Below are 16,007 nucleotides of genomic sequence, written 5' to 3'. Positions count from 1 at the left end.
GAGCTGGTGAATCGGCGGGGGGCTGTGGAACAATCGCCTGAATCCGATTTTTTCTCAGTTCCATGACCGATTTCATCGATGCAGACGGCTTTCGCGCCAATGTCGGAATCGTCTTGATGCGCGAGGATCGCCAGGTCTTCCTCGGCGGCCGGACCGGCGGCCGCGGCTGGCAATTCCCCCAAGGCGGCGTCCAACAGCGCGAAACCCCCGAAGAGGCCTTGTACCGCGAGCTCAAGGAAGAGGTGGGGCTCGATCCCCACGACGTGAAGCTGATCGCGGGCACCCGCAACTGGCTGCGCTATCGCTTGCCCAAGCAATACGTGCGCAAGAACAGCCACCCGCCTTGTATCGGGCAGAAACAGCGCTGGTTCCTGCTCAGGTTCACCGGCACCGAGGACCGCTTCGACCTGGTCTCCAATGGCGAGCCGGAGTTCGAGAGCTGGCGTTGGGTGGATTACTGGACGCCGGTGCGCGAGGTCATCTACTTCAAGCGTGCCGTCTATGCCCGCGCCCTCGATGAGCTCGCGCGCACCGCCTTCCCGCAGGACCCGCCGGCGCTGCCTGAGTGGTCTCAGGAAGAAAAATATTTACGCAGTCTGGCCCAGCGTCAGCAAAAAGCCGCTCTCGACAAGGCGACCAATTAGAACGGCTTAACGACGACCAGGATGACGATGCCGAACAGGAACAGGGTCGGCACCTCGTTGAAGCCGCGGTACCAGCGCTCTGAATGCCGGTTCCGGTTGTCGCGAAATGCAGTCAGCAGGCGGTAGCACCAGACGTGATACCCGATGAGCCCGGCCACCAGGGTGAGCTTGGCGTGCATCCAGCCCATCTGCATGAAGCCCGGCACCTTCCCCAGCGTCGCTCCCCCGAACAGGATCGCGAGCACCGCGCCGATCGTCATCATGGTGAAAAGCCGGCGTTCCATGATCTTGAATCGTTCCGCGCCCGCCGGATCGCTGCCTCCAAGTGCCGCGTGATACACGAATAGTCGCGGCAGATAGAACAACCCGGCGAACCAGGTGATTACGAAAATAATGTGCAACGCCTTGAGCCAGAGCATGAACGACCTTTTTTCATAAATGGTGGGACCGACGCCGCCGCTGCGCATCGGCCTTGGCCTCAGCGCGCTTTGCGTGATCGCCGCAATCGCGCGCTCGCGAGTGCGGGCGGGGACGGGATTCTTTGCGGCGCTTCTCAATCGAGGCGCGGCGGCTGTGCTCTAATTTCACCAGCTTCCGTCAAATTCGCAACGCCGAGCCGTAATGCCCGATTTCGTCCCCCTGCGCACCGGCGCCTTCGTCATCCGCCAGCATCCGACCTGGCGGCGGCGAGCCGTGCTCATCGGGGGTGTGCTGGGCGGGCTGATCGCGTTCTACCTGATGTATGAATGGGGCCGGTTCGAGGGCGGTTACAGCAAGTTCGCCGAGATTCAGCAGCGTCGCGAGCTGAACGCCAAGATCGAGACGCTCCAGGACGAGAACGAGAAACTGCGCGTGGCGGTGGCCGCCGCGGAGTTGGATCGCAAGGTCGAGAACAAGGCCTATGCGGATGTCGAAAAGAATCTTGCCGACCTGCAGGCGCAGGTTCTGAAGCATCGCGAGCAGCTGACCTTCTATCGCGGCATCGTGTCGCCGGAAGACGGCATCGGTGGCTTGCGCATTCAACGCTTCCAGGTGCTGCCGGGCGCGGCCGAGCACCATTTCCGGCTGCGGCTGGTGCTGGTGCAGTCGATGCGTCAGGAGAACGTGGTGTCGGGCTCGGTGGTGGTGCAGCTCGAAGGCGTGCGCGACAACAAGCCGGTGCAGTTGCCGCTGTCGCAGGCCGCCGAGACCGGCCGCGCGGACGGCCAGCTGCCGTTTCAATTCCGCTATTTTCAGAATCTCGAACAGGACATCGTGCTGCCGGACGGCTTCGAGCCGCGGGCGGTCACGGTCGAGGTGCGCACGGCGCGCATGGACCCTGTGCGAGAATCGTATCCTTGGCAAGTGCAGGCCGAGGGGTGAGCGCGGGTGTCTTTTCGAGGCGACTTAACGTCGCCTCGAACCGCGCGAACGACAGTACACGGAGGTACTGGCTGGCCGAGGCTCCAGGGACGGCTACTTGAGACAAACTTCATGTTCAACCGTAGTAAACCCAAACCCCATCGCATCGATACGCTGATCGGCGCCGGCACGCGCATCATCGGCGACGTGCAGTTCGCCGGCGGCTTCCATGTCGACGGCCACGTGAAAGGCAATGTCGATGCGCCCGCCGACTCCGGCGCGACGCTCAGTGTCAGCGACAGTGGCGTGGTCGAAGGCTCGGTGGCCGTGCCGAATGTGATTCTCAACGGCACCGTGAAAGGCGACATCCTGGCGCACGAGCGCGTCGAGCTCGGTGCCACCGCCCGGGTCACCGGCAACGTGTATTACGCGCTGATCGAGATGGAGATGGGTGCGGAGATCACCGGCAAGCTGATCCACGAACCCCGTCGCAATGGCAAGGCCGAGCCTGAAATCAAGCCGGCACCGGGCGATGCGACCGCTGATTCCGCGGGCTGAGGGCCTTATAGCTCAAAGGTTTGGCGGCATTTTCACGTTCCTGGCGATGCCTGCGCTACACTTGATTCAGTCCCCGATGCCCTCAATGTGGCCCCATGAACACTGAATCCGCTGTTTCCAGTTTCGCTCCGGGCCTCGGGGCGCCCAGCCTGGTCTTCACCGACGCCGCGGCCGCCAAGGTCAGCGAGCTGATCCGTGAAGAGTCGAATCCCAACCTGAAGCTGCGCGTGTTCGTGCAGGGGGGCGGCTGCTCGGGCTTCCAATACGGCTTCACATTCGACGAGAACCTGGAAGAAGGCGACACCCAAGTCGCGAACGGCGGCGTGACGCTGCTGATCGATCCGATGAGCATTCAGTACCTCGCCGGCGCCGAGATCGACTACAAGGAAGACATCGAAGGCGCGCAGTTCGTCATTCGCAATCCGAACGCCAGCACCACCTGCGGCTGCGGCTCGTCGTTCAACATGTAAGCGTCCGGCCGCGGCGAAGTTGCCGCTGCAGTTGGATGCTTCATCGATTAACATTCCGCCGGCAAAGTTTTTTCAACTTCAGGTGGGATGGGTTCTGCAATGGCGCGCAAAATTCCCGACGTCATTGCGGCCGTCGATCTGGGGTCGAATAGTTTTCACATGGTCGTCGCCCGTCACATGCACGGGCAGCTCATCATCCAGGACCGTTTGCGCGAAAGCGTGCGCCTCGGCGCCGGTCTCGACGAGCAAGGCCGCCTGAAGCGCGAGGCCATCGACGTCGCGCTCGCGTGCCTGGAGCGATTCGGCCAGCGACTGCGCGACATGAAGGCCGAGAGCGTGCGCGTCGTTGGCACCAACACTCTGCGCAAGGCCAAGCGCAAAGGCGCTTTCCTGGATCGCGCGCGCTCCGCGCTCGGTCATCCCATCGAAGTCATCTCCGGCATCGAAGAAGCGCGCCTGATTTATCTCGGCGTCGCGAACACCATGCCCAGCGAGCCCGGACGACGCCTGGTCGCCGACATCGGCGGCGGCAGCACCGAGATCATCATCGGCGAAGGCCAGCAGCCGAAGAAGCTTGAGAGTCTGCACATGGGCTGCGTGAGCATGAGTTCGCGCATCTTCAGCGACGGCGTGATCACCGAGAAGCGCATGAAGCGGGCCCGGCTCGCCGCGCGACTCGAGCTGGAGCCGGTGCAGACGACCTTCAAGAGCTACGGCTGGGATCATGCGGTCGGCTCCTCGGGCACGATTCGCTCGGTGAGCGACGTTCTGCGTGCGCGTTCCAACGGCGACGGAATCATTACTCCCGCAGGCATCGAAGTGCTGATCGAGCAGATGCTGCGCGCAGGAGAGCTGTCGAAGCTGCGGCTGCCCGGGCTGACGGACGAGCGTTTGCCGGTGTTCCCTGGCGGCTTGGCCATTCTCGCGGAAGTGCTCAGCGTGCTGGACATCAAGACGATGAAGGCGGCCGACGGCGCATTGCGCGAGGGCTTGCTGTACGACTTGGTCGGTCGTTTCACCGACGAAGACGCGCGTCTGCGCAGCGTGCGCGCCATGCAAGGGCGCTATCACGTCGATCTCGCGCAGGCCGCACGCGTCGAAGCCACTGCGCTCGACTTCTTACGTCAGACCCAGACGGCATGGGAGCTCGACGATCCGTTCGCGGAAATGGCGCTGTCGTGTGCCGCGCGCTTGCACGAGATCGGTCTCGATGTCTCGCATTCGCACTACCAGAAGCATGGCGCGTATCTGCTGGAGTACGCGGATATGCCAGGCTTCCCGCAGGAAGAGCAGAGGATCCTCGCGTACATTGTCGGCGCGCACCGTCGCAAGCTGCAGCTCGACACGCTCCAGGAATTGATGCCGCCCTGGCACATCAAGGCGCAATTCTTGATCCTGATTCTGCGGCTCGCGGTGCTGCTACATCGGGGACGTAGCGCTGAGGTGTTGCCGAACATCGTGCTACTGCCGCGCGCGCGAGCCATGGAAATCACCTTCCCCAGGGGCTGGCTCGATTCCCATCCGTTGACCGCGGCCGATCTCGAGAACGAGATCGAGTATCTGAAGGCGGCCGGCATCCGCCTTCGCGTCAGCTAGCCGCTCGCGCTAATCGTTGCAGTCCGTATACCGCTGCATCAGTACTTGTTGCGCGATCACGGTCGGCGCGCCGTTCGCATTGGCGCGCTCGTACTGGCCGTCCGGCCGTAGCACCCACGCCTGCTCGTTATCCGCCAGATAAGTCTGCAGATCCTCGACGATCCGATCGCGATGCTGTTTGCGCTCGATCGGGAAACACACTTCGATGCGACGGAAGAAGTTGCGCTCCATCCAGTCGGCGCTGGCGCAGAAGATTTCCGGACTGCCGTCGTTGTGGAAGTAGTAGACGCGCGAGTGTTCGAGGAAGCGGCCGATCACCGAGCGCACCGTGATGTTCTCGGAGATGCCCGGCAGCCCCGGGCGCAGCGCGCAGATGCCGCGCACGATCAGATCGATCTTCACGCCGGCCATCGCGGCCGAGTAGAGCGTCTGAATGATTTGCGGCTCGATGAGCGCATTCATCTTGGCAATGATGCGCGCCGGCTTGCCCTCGCGCGCGAACGCCATCTCGCGGCGGGTCTTTTCGAGCAGGCCTTCGTGCAGCGTGAACGGCGATTGCAGGATTTTCTGCATCGACGCGACGCGCGTGGGGCTCGTCAGCTGCAAGAACAGTTCGTGCAGGTCCTCGCCGACTGCCTCATCGCAGGTGAAGAGACCGTAGTCGGTGTACACGCGCGCGGTGTTGGGATGGTAGTTGCCCGTGCCGCAATGACAGTAGCGACGCAGTTTTCCACGCTCGCGACGGACCACCATGATCAGCTTCGCGTGCGTCTTGTAACCGACGACGCCGTACATGACGTGCGCTCCGGCTTCCTGCAGACGAGTCGCGAGCTGGATGTTGGCCGCTTCGTCGAAACGCGCCATCAGCTCGATGATGACGGTGACTTCCTTGCCCGCGCGGGCCGCGTCCACCAGCGCATCGACGACTGGCGATTGCGGGCCGGTGCGATACAGTGTCTGCTTGATCGCCAGCACGTCCGGATCGGCGGCGGCCTGGCGCAGAAAGTCGATGACCGGTGCGAAGGACTCGAACGGATGGTGTAGCAGCACCTCGCCTTCGCGCATGACCGCGAAGATGTCCTCCTTCGCCACCAGCCGCTTCGGAATGCATGGGGTGTAAGGCGGAAATTTCAGATCCGGCCGGTCGACCAGATCGTAGATGGCCATCAGCCGGTTGAGATTCACCGGGCCGTTGACCTGATACAGATCGTCGCGCTTGAGCGCGAAATGACGCAGCAGGAAGTTGCTGATGTCTTCCGGGCAGTCGATCGACGTTTCCAGCCGCACGGCCGCGCCGTAACGCCGTTGCGCGAGCTCGCCTTCGATGGCGCGCAACAGGTTGTCCACCTCTTCGTCGTCGACGAACAGATCGCTGTTGCGTGTGACGCGGAATTGCCAGGTGCCTTCCACCTTCATGCCGCTGAACAGCTGCGCGACGAAGCTCGAAATCACCGCCGACAGGAACACGAAGTACGTCTTGCCCGGCTCGCCTGTGGTCGGCGGCAGGCGAATGATTCGAGGCAACGAGCGCGGCACTTGCACGACCGCGAGCTCGGCGTCGCGACCGAACGCATCCTTGCCGGACAGGCGCACGATGAAGTTCAAGCTCTTGTTCTGAATGCGCGGGAAGGGGCGGGCGGGATCGAGGCCGAGCGGCGTCAGCACCGGTTCGACTTCCTTGGCGAAGTAATCGCCGACCCATTTGCGCTGCGCCGGAGTCAGCGTCTTGGCGTTGACGAACTGGATGCCCTGCGTGGCCAGGTCTGGAAACACCAGCTCGTGGAGCAGTTCGTACTGATCCTTCACCAGAGCGGCGGCGCGCTCGTGAATCGCGACCAGTTGCTCGGGTACGGTCATGCCGTCAGGGCCGCCGGTCAGTGAGCCGAGCTCCTGGCGCTGCTTGAGGCTGGCGACCCGGATCTCGAAGAATTCATCCAGATTGGAGCAGGAGATGCCGAGGAACCGGATCCGCTCCAGCAAGGGCAGGCGCTCGTCGTGAGCTTGCGCGAGCACGCGCTGGTTGAAGTTGAGAAAGGACAGTTCCCGATTGATGTAGTGCTCGGGAGCCTTGAGATTCACATCCAGCATAGCCGCGGTCGCCGAGGTCCCGTTACTTGGGGGACATCGAGAATACTACGGGCGCCCCGGGGCTTGTGTTACACGCGCGCCATGTCGCGCGATCGCGACTGCAAAAGTCGCGATCTGGTCTGGAAATCTCAGCGAGTGAGCGCGGCCGTGGTGACCGTCGCGGCGCCGCCGCGATCCAGCTTCGCGAACAGCAGGCCGGACGTGGACAGGAACTCGGCGCGATAGCCGTCGGAGATCGGCGCGGCTTCCGGCAGCAGAACCGTGCGCGGATTCTTGTGGACGCCGTTCACGAGGTATTCGTAGTGCAGATGCGGGCCGGTCGCGGCGCCGGAGCTGCCGACGTAGCCGATGGTCGAGCCCTGGCGAACGCGCTGACCGTTACGAATGCTGGCGAAGCGGGACATGTGTCCGTACAGCGTCGAGACGCCGCCGCCGTGCTCGAGAATCACCACGCGACCGTAGCCGCCCTTGGTGCCGACGAAAGCGACTTTGCCGTCGCCCGCCGCTTTGATGATCGTGCCGGTCGAAGCTGCGTAATCCACGCCTTTGTGGGCGCGAATGGTGTTCAGGATGGGATGACGACGGGCCGGATTGAAGTTCGAGCTGATGCGCGTGAACTCCAGCGGTGCGCGCAGGAAGGCGCGACGCACGCTGCGACCGTCGGGACGGAAATAATCGGCGACCTTGGCGTCCTTGGACTCGAACCAGACCGCGCGATGCAAAGTGCCGTTGTTGACGAAGTCGGCGGCCAGGATGCGGCCGTTGCCGATGAACTTGCCGTCGCGATACTTCTGCTCGTACACCAGGTTGAACTTGTCGCCCGGCTGGATATCGAGCGCGAAGTCGATGTCCCAGCCGAAGATGTCGTTGGCCATCTGCAGGATCAGCTCGGGGCTGACGCCGGCGGCGCGGGCCGCGACGAACAGCGACGAATCGATGGTGCCTTCGGCCTGCACCTGCTGAATGTCCAGCGGCGTCTCGATCACCTCGGCATTGAAGCCTTCGTTGGCGCGCGTCACCGAAAGAATCGCGGTCTCGCTGATGCGGCGGGTCAACGACTGCACCAGGCCTTCGTCATGAACCAGCGTGATGATGTCGCCGACGCGCAGCTGATCGAGCTGCGCCTGCACGCTCGGCATGTCGCGAATCGTGGCGAGGTCGGTGAGGTTCAGCTTCAGCTGCCGGAAGATGCGATCCATGGTGTCGTTGCGACGGACCACGTACTCGACCGTGTCCCCGAGCAGCGAAGAGGGCATTTCCTCGGCCGGGATCGCCACATCGGCGATTTCCATCGGCGGCAGGTTGTCCAGATCGACGCTCGCCGGGCGCGGCGAAAAAAACGAACCGTCGCGAGTCGCCAGGCCGTACGCAATGAGGCCGCCGATCAGCGGCAGCGCCAGACCCGAGATGAACCAGCGCGCATGATTGCCGCGGCGAGACGCTTGCGGCTTGTAATCGAACGCGGTCCGGGCGGTCGGCGCGGCGGTGGGATTGGCTTGAAATCCCTTACGAAATCCGAGTTGTGCCGATTGCCTGGACTCGCGCATGAGCTTGCGTAAATAAGTTAAAGTAAATGAACCAAGTCGCGAATTTGAAGAATCACAGCGCCTGCGTCAACTACTGATCAACCCATCAACCTGAGCTTTGGGTCCTGTTCACGATCGTTCAGACGCGAAACAATCCTAACCATCCCATTCAACCATCATTACCGTGCCCTTCGCGGCACGCTGGAAATCCGATGCTTTCCGCCGAAGAACAATTGTCCGAGCTCAAGCGTGGAGCCAACGAAATTCTGCTGGAGTCGGAGCTGCTGACCAAGCTGAAACGGGGCCAGCCGCTGCGGATCAAGGCCGGTTTCGATCCCACCGCGCCCGATCTGCATCTCGGGCACACGGTGCTGATCAACAAAATGCGCCGCTTTCAGGATTTCGGCCACGAGGTGATTTTCTTGATCGGAGATTTCACCGGATTGATCGGTGATCCATCCGGCCGCAACGCCACCCGGCCGCCCCTGACGCCCGAGGACGTGCAGGCCAACGCCAAGACCTATCAGGACCAGATTTTCAAGATCCTGGATCCGCACCGGACCACGGTCGATTTCAATTCCCGCTGGATGAGTCAGCTCGGCTCGGCCGGCATGATTCAGCTGGCGGCCAAGAGCACGGTGGCCCGCATGCTGGAGCGCGACGACTTCAGCAAGCGCTACAAGGGCGGCCAGCCCATCGCCATTCACGAGTTCCTGTATCCGCTGGTGCAGGGCTACGACTCGGTCGCGCTCAAGGCCGATGTCGAGCTCGGCGGCACCGATCAGAAGTTCAACCTGCTGATGGGGCGCCAGCTGCAGGAGGCATTCGGCCAGGAGCCGCAGGTCGTGCTCACCATGCCGTTGCTCGAGGGGCTCGACGGCGTCAACAAGATGTCGAAGTCGCTCGGCAACTATATCGGCGTGAACGAAGACGCCGACGGCATGTTCGGCAAGCTGATGTCGATCTCGGACGAGCTGATGTGGCGCTACTTCGAGCTGCTGTCGTTCCGTCCCAATGCGGATCTGGCGAGCTTCAAGCAGCAGATCGCCGAGGGCCGCAATCCGATGGAGGTCAAATTCGAGCTGGCGATGGAGATCACCACGCGCTTTGCCGGGGCCGCGGCTGCCGAACAAGCGCGACAGAACTTCACTTCTCGCAGTCAGCGTCGGGAGATTCCCGAAAACATCGAAACCAGGACGGTCACGATCGATGGGGCGAGCATTGGCGTGGCTGCGGCCATCAAGCAAGCGGGGCTCGCCGAGAGCACCTCGGCCGCGAATCGACTCATCCAGGGCGGCGCCGTTCGCATCGACGGCGAACGCGTCGAGGACATCAAGCTGCAGCTCGAGCCGGGGGCGGCGCGTCTGTTCCAGGTCGGCAAACGCGGCTTCGCCTATATCGAGGTCGTGCGGGCTGCGACATAAGCCGGGCGATTCGCCTTGGCAGATTCGAGTGCCCTTGGGAGTACGGCAAGGGCACTGTCGCGATCGAAAAAAAATTCTTCGAGCCACCCGTTTGCTCTTGCAAATTCACGCGACGGCCGCGAAATAAGGTTTCGACGTGGCGAAGAAATAACCATGTTTTCCACGGGCGAAACGCACCGGAAAAAAATTCCACGCAGGGTGTTGACGCCCTGTAACCAAACAGTAAGATGCGCCCCCTTCGCAGCGGGCGCCGGTTGAAAGACGGGCTGCGAAGACGCTGAATTCGACCGGTCGCCAACGCCTCGAAAATAAAAAATTCGAGGGGCTTGACGACAGAAAACGAGACAGTAAGATGCGCCGCCTTCGCAACGGGTGCTGGTTGAAAAACAGCCTGCGAAGGAGCTGGATCGAAGCGCTCGTCGACACCTCGAAAATAAAAAATTCGAAGGGGTTGACGGCAGAAAACGAGACAGTAAGATGCGCCCCCTCGCAGCGGACGCCGGTTGCAAAACTGGTTGCGAGGAAGCTGGTTCGGAAGGACGCCGACACCTCGAAATAAAAAATCGAGGGGTTGACGAAACGAACGAAGCAGCTTAGAGTTCCGCTTCTGCCTAGCCACCGCGCAACGGCAGCCGCCTCCAGAAGGCGACGCTCTTTAAAAACTGAAACAGATAACTTGTGTGGGGACTCGCGTCGGTTCGTTGGCGAAGCCAACTTCGACGATGAGTTTCCAAAATTAGCCAGTAAAGCTTTTTTGGATAACCTCTTCGTTAAATTGAAGGTCTCAAAGCCTTTAAGTGAAGAGTTTGATCCTGGCTCAGATTGAACGCTGGCGGCGTGCCTAACACATGCAAGTCGAGCGGTAGCAGGTGTAGCAATACATGCTGACGAGCGGCGGACGGGTGAGTAACGCTTGGGAATCTGCCTGTTAGTGGGGGACAACACGGGGAAACTCGTGCTAATACCGCATACGCACTACGGTGGAAAGCCGGGGACCGCAAGGCCTGGCGCTAACAGATGAGCCCAAGTCGGATTAGCTAGTTGGTAGGGTAACGGCCTACCAAGGCGACGATCCGTAACTGGTCTGAGAGGACGACCAGTCACACCGGAACTGAGACACGGTCCGGACTCCTACGGGAGGCAGCAGTGGGGAATATTGGACAATGGGGGAAACCCTGATCCAGCGACGCCGCGTGGGTGAAGAAGGCCTGCGGGTTGTAAAGCCCTTTCGGTTGGGAAGAAAAGTTGCGGTTTAACACATCGCGACCTTGACGTAACCAACTAAAGAAGCACCGGCTAACTCTGTGCCAGCAGCCGCGGTAATACAGAGGGTGCGAGCGTTAATCGGAATTACTGGGCGTAAAGCGCGCGTAGGCGGCTTTTCAAGTCGATTGTGAAATCCCCGGGCTTAACCTGGGAACTGCAGTCGAGACTGTCTAGCTAGAGTATGGGAGAGGGAAGTGGAATTTCAGGTGTAGCGGTGAAATGCGTAGATATCTGAAGGAACATCAGTGGCGAAAGCGACTTCCTGGACCAATACTGACGCTCATGTGCGAAAGCGTGGGGAGCAAACAGGATTAGATACCCTGGTAGTCCACGCCATAAACGATGAGAACTGGATGTCGGAGGGGTCTGCCCTTCGGTGTCGTAGCTAACGCGTTAAGTTCTCCGCCTGGGGAGTACGGCCGCAAGGTTGAAACTCAAAGGAATTGACGGGGACCCGCACAAGCGGTGGAGCATGTGGTTTAATTCGATGCAACGCGAAGAACCTTACCTGGTCTTGACATCCTAGGAATCCTGCAGAGATGTGGGAGTGCCTTCGGGAACCTGGAGACAGGTGCTGCATGGCTGTCGTCAGCTCGTGTCGTGAGATGTTGGGTTAAGTCCCGCAACGAGCGCAACCCTTGCCCTTAGTTGCCAGCATTTAGGTGGGAACTCTAAGGGGACCGCCGGTGACAAACCGGAGGAAGGTGGGGATGACGTCAAGTCATCATGGCCCTTATGACCAGGGCTACACACGTGCTACAATGGCCAGTACAAAGGGTTGCCAACCCGCGAGGGGGAGCCAATCCCAAAAAGCTGGTCGTAGTCCGGATCGCAGTCTGCAACTCGGCTGCGTGAAGTCGGAATCGCTAGTAATCGTGAATCAGCGATGTCACGGTGAATACGTTCCCGGGTCTTGTACACACCGCCCGTCACACCATGGGAGTTGATTGCACCAGAAGTAGGTAGCCTAACCGCAAGGAGGGCGCTTACCACGGTGTGGTCAATGACTGGGGTGAAGTCGTAACAAGGTAGCCGTACGGGAACGTGCGGCTGGATCACCTCCTTTAAATGACTCTGCTTCAGCTATACAGCTGCCGCGAGTTCCCAGCACAAGTTATCTGTTCAGTAAGAATCGGTTCCCGTGAGACTGGCCCGGTCTTTATCACTATCCGGGTCTGTAGCTCAGTTGGTTAGAGCGCACCCCTGATAAGGGTGAGGTCGGAGGTTCAAATCCTCCCAGACCCACCAGTCTTTAGAAGGCTAATCAGGGGCCATAGCTCAGCTGGGAGAGCACCTGCTTTGCAAGCAGGGGGTCGTCGGTTCGATCCCGACTGGCTCCACCAATTGTCTACTTTCATGATGAAAATCATGAATGCCTCGGGAATGTTTCACCAGTGCGTGAAGCGACTCATATATCCGCTGGGTATATGCGTGGCTTTACGTCGCAAGTGTCTTAACGGCACTTGTTACGGTGCTCTTTAAAAATTCGGAAGTTGTTTTGACGCATCAGATTCAGCGAAATCATGATGGATCCGAACGACGCTTAGAAATAAGCGACGTTTGGAAATCTCAAGAGTTCAAGAATCATGTCGCATTCGAGAATCAGCAACGTATAACACCAGGCTCATTGGGGTTATATGGTCAAGTGAATAAGCGTATGTGGTGGATGCCTAGGCGATAGAAGGCGATGAAGGACGTGGTAGCCTGCGAAAAGCTGCGGTTAGTTGGCAAACAAACTCACCCGCAGATCTCCGAATCGGGAAACCGACTGCTTCGGCAGTACTTGCAACTGAATACATAGGTTGCAAGAGCTAACCTGGGGAATTGAAACATCTCAGTACCCAGAGGAAAAGAAATCAACCGAGATTCCGTAAGTAGTGGCGAGCGAACGCGGAACAGCCCAGTTGGAACCAGTCGATCGAGCTTAGTGGAACGGTCTGGAAAGTCCGGCCATAGCGGGTGATAGCCCCGTACACGAAAGGCAAAGTCGATGACCAACAAAGAGTAGGGCGGGACACGTGCAATCCTGCCTGAACATGGGGGGACCATCCTCCAAGGCTAAATACTCTCTATCGACCGATAGTGAACCAGTACCGTGAGGGAAAGGCGAAAAGAACCCCGGAGAGGGGAGTGAAATAGAACCTGAAACCGCATACGTACAAGCAGTCAGAGCCCGCAAGGGTGATGGCGTACCTTTTGTATAATGGGTCAGCGAGTTATTTTCAGTGGCGAGGCTAACCGTATAGGGGAGCCGTAGGGAAACCGAGTCCGAATAGGGCGAATCAGTCGCTGGGAATAGACCCGAAGCCGGTCGATCTATCCATGGCCAGGATGAAGGTGAGGTAATACTCACTGGAGGTCCGAACGAACTACTGTTGCAATAGTATGTCGATGAGCTGTGGATAGGAGTGAAAGGCTAATCAAGGCCGGCGATAGCTGGTTCTCCCCGAAAGCTATTTAGGTAGTGCCTCATCGAGCACTCCTGGGGGTAGAGCACTGTTTAGGCTAGCGGGTCATCCCGACTTAGCAAACCTATGCAAACTCCGAATACCAGGAAGTGAACCGGTGGGAGACACACGGCGGGTGCTAACGTCCGTCGTGAAGAGGGAAATAACCCAGACCGCCAGCTAAGGCCCCGAATTCATGGCTAAGTGGTGAACGATGTGGGAAGGCATAGACAGCCAGGAGGTTGGCTTAGAAGCAGCCATCCTTTAAAGAAAGCGTAATAGCTCACTGGTCTAGTCGGCCCGCGCGGAAGATTTAACGGGGCTCAAGCCATGAGCCGAAGCTGCGGATCTCACGCAAGTGAGGTGGTAGGGGAGCGTTCTGTACGCCTGCGAAGGTGCACTGTGAGGTGTGCTGGAGGTATCAGAAGTGCGAATGCTGACATGAGTAACGTTAATGCGGGTGAAAAACCCGCACGCCGAAAGCCCAAGGTTTCCTGCTCAACGTTAATCGGAGCAGGGTGAGCCGGTTCCTAAGACGAGACCGAAAGGTGTAGCCGATGGAAAACAGGTCAACATTCCTGTGCCCGGTGTGATTGCGATGGGGTGACGGAGAAGGCTAGCTCAGCAGGGGTTGGTTCCCTGTTTAAGCATGTAGGAGGAGTTGCCAGGCAAATCCGGCAGCTCATAACTCCGAGGTGTGATGACGAGGCTCCACGCGAGCCGAAGTGAGTAACGCCCCGCTTCCAGGAAAAGCCTCTAAGCTTCAGATCACATTGGACCGTACCGTAAACCGACACTGGTGGGCGAGCAGATAATCTGCCAAGGCGCTTGAGAGAACTCGGGTTAAGGAACTCTGCAAATTGATACCGTAACTTCGGAAGAAGGTATGCCTTCGACGGTGTATGGATTTACTCCAGAAGCTGTTGAAGGTCGCAGGTAATCGGTGGCTGCGACTGTTTATCAAAAACACAGGACTCTGCGAACACGCAAGTGGAAGTATAGGGTCTGACGCCTGCCCGGTGCCGGAAGGTTAATTGATGGGGTTAGCCGCAAGGCGAAGCTCTTGATCGAAGCCCCGGTAAACGGCGGCCGTAACTATAACGGTCCTAAGGTAGCGAAATTCCTTGTCGGGTAAGTTCCGACCTGCACGAATGGCGTAACGCTGGCCACACTGTCTCAACCCGAGACTCAGTGAAGTTGAAATCGCTGTGAAGATGCGGCGTTCCCGCGGCAAGACGGAAAGACCCCGTGAACCTTCACTACAGCTTTACACTGAACTTTGAACCTTCCTGTGTAGGATAGGTGGGAGGCTATGAAACCTGGGCGCTAGCTCGGGTGGAGCCAACCTTGAAATACCACCCTGGGATGTTCGAAGTTCTAACCTTGGTCCGTAATCCGGATTGGGGACAGTGTATGGTGGGTAGTTTGACTGGGGCGGTCTCCTCCCAAAGAGTAACGGAGGAGTGCAAAGGTACGCTCAGCGCGGTCGGTCATCGCGCTCTAGAGTGCAAAGGCATAAGCGTGCTTAACTGCGAGACGGACAGGTCGAGCAGGTACGAAAGTAGGTCTTAGTGATCCGGTGGTTCTGTATGGAAGGGCCATCGCTCAACGGATAAAAGGTACTCCGGGGATAACAGGCTTATTCCTCCCAAGAGTCCACATCGACGGAGGAGTTTGGCACCTCGATGTCGGCTCATCACATCCTGGGGCTGTAGCAGGTCCCAAGGGTATGGCTGTTCGCCATTTAAAGTGGTACGCGAGCTGGGTTCAGAACGTCGTGAGACAGTTCGGTCCCTATCTGCCGTGGGCGTTGGAAACTTGAGGGTGAGCTGTCCTTAGTACGAGAGGACCGGGATGGACGTATCTCTGGTGTTCCGGTTGTCACGCCAGTGGCACTGCCGGGTAGCTATATACGGACGGGATAAGCGCTGAAAGCATCTAAGCGCGAAGCCCCCCCCAAGATTAGGTTTCCCTGGGAACTCGATTCCCCTAAAGGGCCGTCGAAGACTACGACGTTGATAGGCTGGGTGTGTAAGTGCAGCAATGCATTGAGCTAACCAGTACTAATTGCCCGTGAGGCTTGACCATATAACACCCAATCAGCTTGGGCGTGTTATGGCGCTTGTTGATCATCGAAGTGACATTGATTCTTTGAATCTTGTTCGCTGACACTGTGTGTCGAAACAACTCCGAATTCACTGTGGCCGATAGCAATGTCGACCACGACGTGAGCCAGTTTGCCTGGCGGCAATAGCAAGCAGGAACCACCCGATCCCATATCGAACTCGGAAGTGAAAATGCTGTGCGCCGATGGTAGTGTGCCCTGCGGGCATGCAAGAGTAGGTCACTGCCAGGCTCTTAAATAAGCGACAAGCCCCGCCGGAGTAATCCGGCGGGGCTTTTTGCTCATCACTTTTCAGACTTGTAATCGCTACAACCTACCAATTGCTGCTCAGTAATCAGGGGTTGCCAACAATGAACACGCTCGAACGCCGCCGGCTGGTCAAAGCCCAGGTCATCGATGTGAAAGTCGCCAAGGCCGCCGTGAACGCTTCCAGGCGTCAGCGTGCCGAAGCCACCAAAGTCCTTCGCAAGGACATGGCCGCTCAGCACTTCAATCAGCTGCGCGCCGCCAGCTAGATAAGAC

The 16,007-nt window shown here is 59.2% G+C and carries 10 protein-coding genes, 2 tRNA genes and 3 rRNA genes; 12 read left to right on the top strand and 3 right to left on the bottom strand.

The window, feature by feature from the left end:
- The first annotated feature begins 62 nt into the window (after window positions 1–62).
- Window positions 63–644: an RNA pyrophosphohydrolase gene (locus EKO19_RS06035; RefSeq protein ID WP_129775454.1), complete on the top strand. Its 582-nt coding sequence runs from the start codon at window positions 63–65 to the stop codon at window positions 642–644.
- Here EKO19_RS06035 and EKO19_RS06030 read toward each other — a convergent pair.
- Entirely contained in the window at window positions 641–1,063 is a 423-nt protein-coding gene (locus tag EKO19_RS06030; protein ID WP_129775453.1) for a CopD family protein, read from the bottom strand. The genes EKO19_RS06035 and EKO19_RS06030 overlap by 4 nt on opposite strands.
- A gap of 202 nt (window positions 1,064–1,265) precedes the next feature.
- On the opposite strand from EKO19_RS06030, the gene EKO19_RS06025 reads away from it, so the two are divergent.
- From EKO19_RS06025 to ppx, 4 genes are all read left to right on the top strand, one after another.
- Window positions 1,266–2,006 carry a DUF6776 family protein gene (locus tag EKO19_RS06025; protein WP_129775452.1) on the top strand — a complete coding sequence of 247 codons (741 nt, stop codon included), beginning with the start codon at window positions 1,266–1,268 and terminating at the stop codon, window positions 2,004–2,006.
- A 111-nt stretch (window positions 2,007–2,117) separates the two neighbouring features.
- On the top strand, window positions 2,118–2,543 hold the full coding sequence (locus EKO19_RS06020) for a bactofilin family protein (protein WP_129775451.1): 426 nt from the start codon (window positions 2,118–2,120) through the stop codon (window positions 2,541–2,543).
- 95 nt (window positions 2,544–2,638) lie between these two features.
- On the top strand, window positions 2,639–3,013 hold the full coding sequence (erpA, locus tag EKO19_RS06015; RefSeq protein WP_129775450.1) for an iron-sulfur cluster insertion protein ErpA: 375 nt from the start codon (window positions 2,639–2,641) through the stop codon (window positions 3,011–3,013).
- A gap of 99 nt (window positions 3,014–3,112) precedes the next feature.
- Complete coding sequence (ppx, locus tag EKO19_RS06010) at window positions 3,113–4,609, top strand: exopolyphosphatase (protein ID WP_129775449.1); 1,497 nt, start codon at window positions 3,113–3,115, stop codon at window positions 4,607–4,609.
- Between the two features lie 9 nt (window positions 4,610–4,618).
- On the opposite strand, the gene ppk1 is transcribed toward ppx, so the two are convergent.
- Together ppk1 and EKO19_RS06000 are read right to left on the bottom strand one after the other, a co-directional pair.
- The gene (ppk1, locus tag EKO19_RS06005) at window positions 4,619–6,697 is read right to left on the bottom strand and encodes a polyphosphate kinase 1 (RefSeq protein ID WP_129775448.1); all 2,079 of its coding nucleotides are present in this window, start codon (window positions 6,695–6,697) and stop codon (window positions 4,619–4,621) included.
- Between the two features lie 128 nt (window positions 6,698–6,825).
- Window positions 6,826–8,244, bottom strand: a complete 1,419-nt coding sequence (locus tag EKO19_RS06000) for a peptidoglycan DD-metalloendopeptidase family protein (protein ID WP_129775447.1) — start codon at window positions 8,242–8,244, stop codon at window positions 6,826–6,828.
- 191 nt (window positions 8,245–8,435) lie between these two features.
- On the opposite strand from EKO19_RS06000, the gene tyrS reads away from it, so the two are divergent.
- The 7 genes from tyrS to EKO19_RS38175 all read left to right on the top strand — a co-directional run bounded on the left by tyrS (window position 8,436) and on the right by EKO19_RS38175 (window position 16,000).
- Window positions 8,436–9,647 carry a tyrosine--tRNA ligase gene (gene tyrS, locus EKO19_RS05995; RefSeq protein WP_129775446.1) on the top strand — a complete coding sequence of 404 codons (1,212 nt, stop codon included), beginning with the start codon at window positions 8,436–8,438 and terminating at the stop codon, window positions 9,645–9,647.
- Window positions 9,648–10,441: 794 nt separating this feature from the next.
- A 16S ribosomal RNA gene (locus EKO19_RS05990) occupies window positions 10,442–11,979 on the top strand.
- 105 nt (window positions 11,980–12,084) lie between these two features.
- Window positions 12,085–12,161 (top strand) — tRNA-Ile (locus EKO19_RS05985).
- A 19-nt stretch (window positions 12,162–12,180) separates the two neighbouring features.
- A tRNA-Ala gene (locus EKO19_RS05980) sits at window positions 12,181–12,256 on the top strand.
- Between the two features lie 296 nt (window positions 12,257–12,552).
- Window positions 12,553–15,448 (top strand): 23S ribosomal RNA (locus tag EKO19_RS05975).
- A gap of 152 nt (window positions 15,449–15,600) precedes the next feature.
- Window positions 15,601–15,716: ribosomal RNA gene (gene rrf, locus EKO19_RS05970) — 5S ribosomal RNA — on the top strand.
- The 16S, 23S and 5S rRNA genes sit together here with 2 tRNA genes alongside, the layout of an rRNA operon.
- Before the next feature lie 119 nt (window positions 15,717–15,835).
- A complete protein-coding gene (locus EKO19_RS38175) occupies window positions 15,836–16,000 on the top strand; it encodes a hypothetical protein (protein ID WP_157995133.1) in 165 nt (54 codons plus the stop codon).
- Window positions 16,001–16,007: the final 7 nt, after the last annotated feature.

This window comes from Peristeroidobacter soli (assembly GCF_004138485.1).
In the GTDB taxonomy this organism is placed as follows: domain Bacteria; phylum Pseudomonadota; class Gammaproteobacteria; order Steroidobacterales; family Steroidobacteraceae; genus Steroidobacter; species Steroidobacter soli.
This window is presented reverse-complemented; position numbering and strand designations above follow the sequence as displayed.

Bases quoted from the DNA above. Each gene is read 5' to 3' on its own strand.
- EKO19_RS06035 (WP_129775454.1), top strand. From the start codon at position 63: ATGACCGATTTCATCGATGCAGACGGCTTTCGCGCCAATGTCGGAATC.
- ppk1 (WP_129775448.1), bottom strand. From the start codon at position 6,697: ATGCTGGATGTGAATCTCAAGGCTCCCGAGCACTACATCAATCGGGAA.
- EKO19_RS06030 (WP_129775453.1), bottom strand. From the start codon at position 1,063: ATGCTCTGGCTCAAGGCGTTGCACATTATTTTCGTAATCACCTGGTTC.
- EKO19_RS06000 (WP_129775447.1), bottom strand. From the start codon at position 8,244: ATGCGCGAGTCCAGGCAATCGGCACAACTCGGATTTCGTAAGGGATTT.
- ppx (WP_129775449.1), top strand. From the start codon at position 3,113: ATGGCGCGCAAAATTCCCGACGTCATTGCGGCCGTCGATCTGGGGTCG.
- EKO19_RS06025 (WP_129775452.1), top strand. From the start codon at position 1,266: ATGCCCGATTTCGTCCCCCTGCGCACCGGCGCCTTCGTCATCCGCCAG.
- tyrS (WP_129775446.1), top strand. From the start codon at position 8,436: ATGCTTTCCGCCGAAGAACAATTGTCCGAGCTCAAGCGTGGAGCCAAC.
- EKO19_RS38175 (WP_157995133.1), top strand. From the start codon at position 15,836: ATGAACACGCTCGAACGCCGCCGGCTGGTCAAAGCCCAGGTCATCGAT.
- erpA (WP_129775450.1), top strand. From the start codon at position 2,639: ATGAACACTGAATCCGCTGTTTCCAGTTTCGCTCCGGGCCTCGGGGCG.
- EKO19_RS06020 (WP_129775451.1), top strand. From the start codon at position 2,118: ATGTTCAACCGTAGTAAACCCAAACCCCATCGCATCGATACGCTGATC.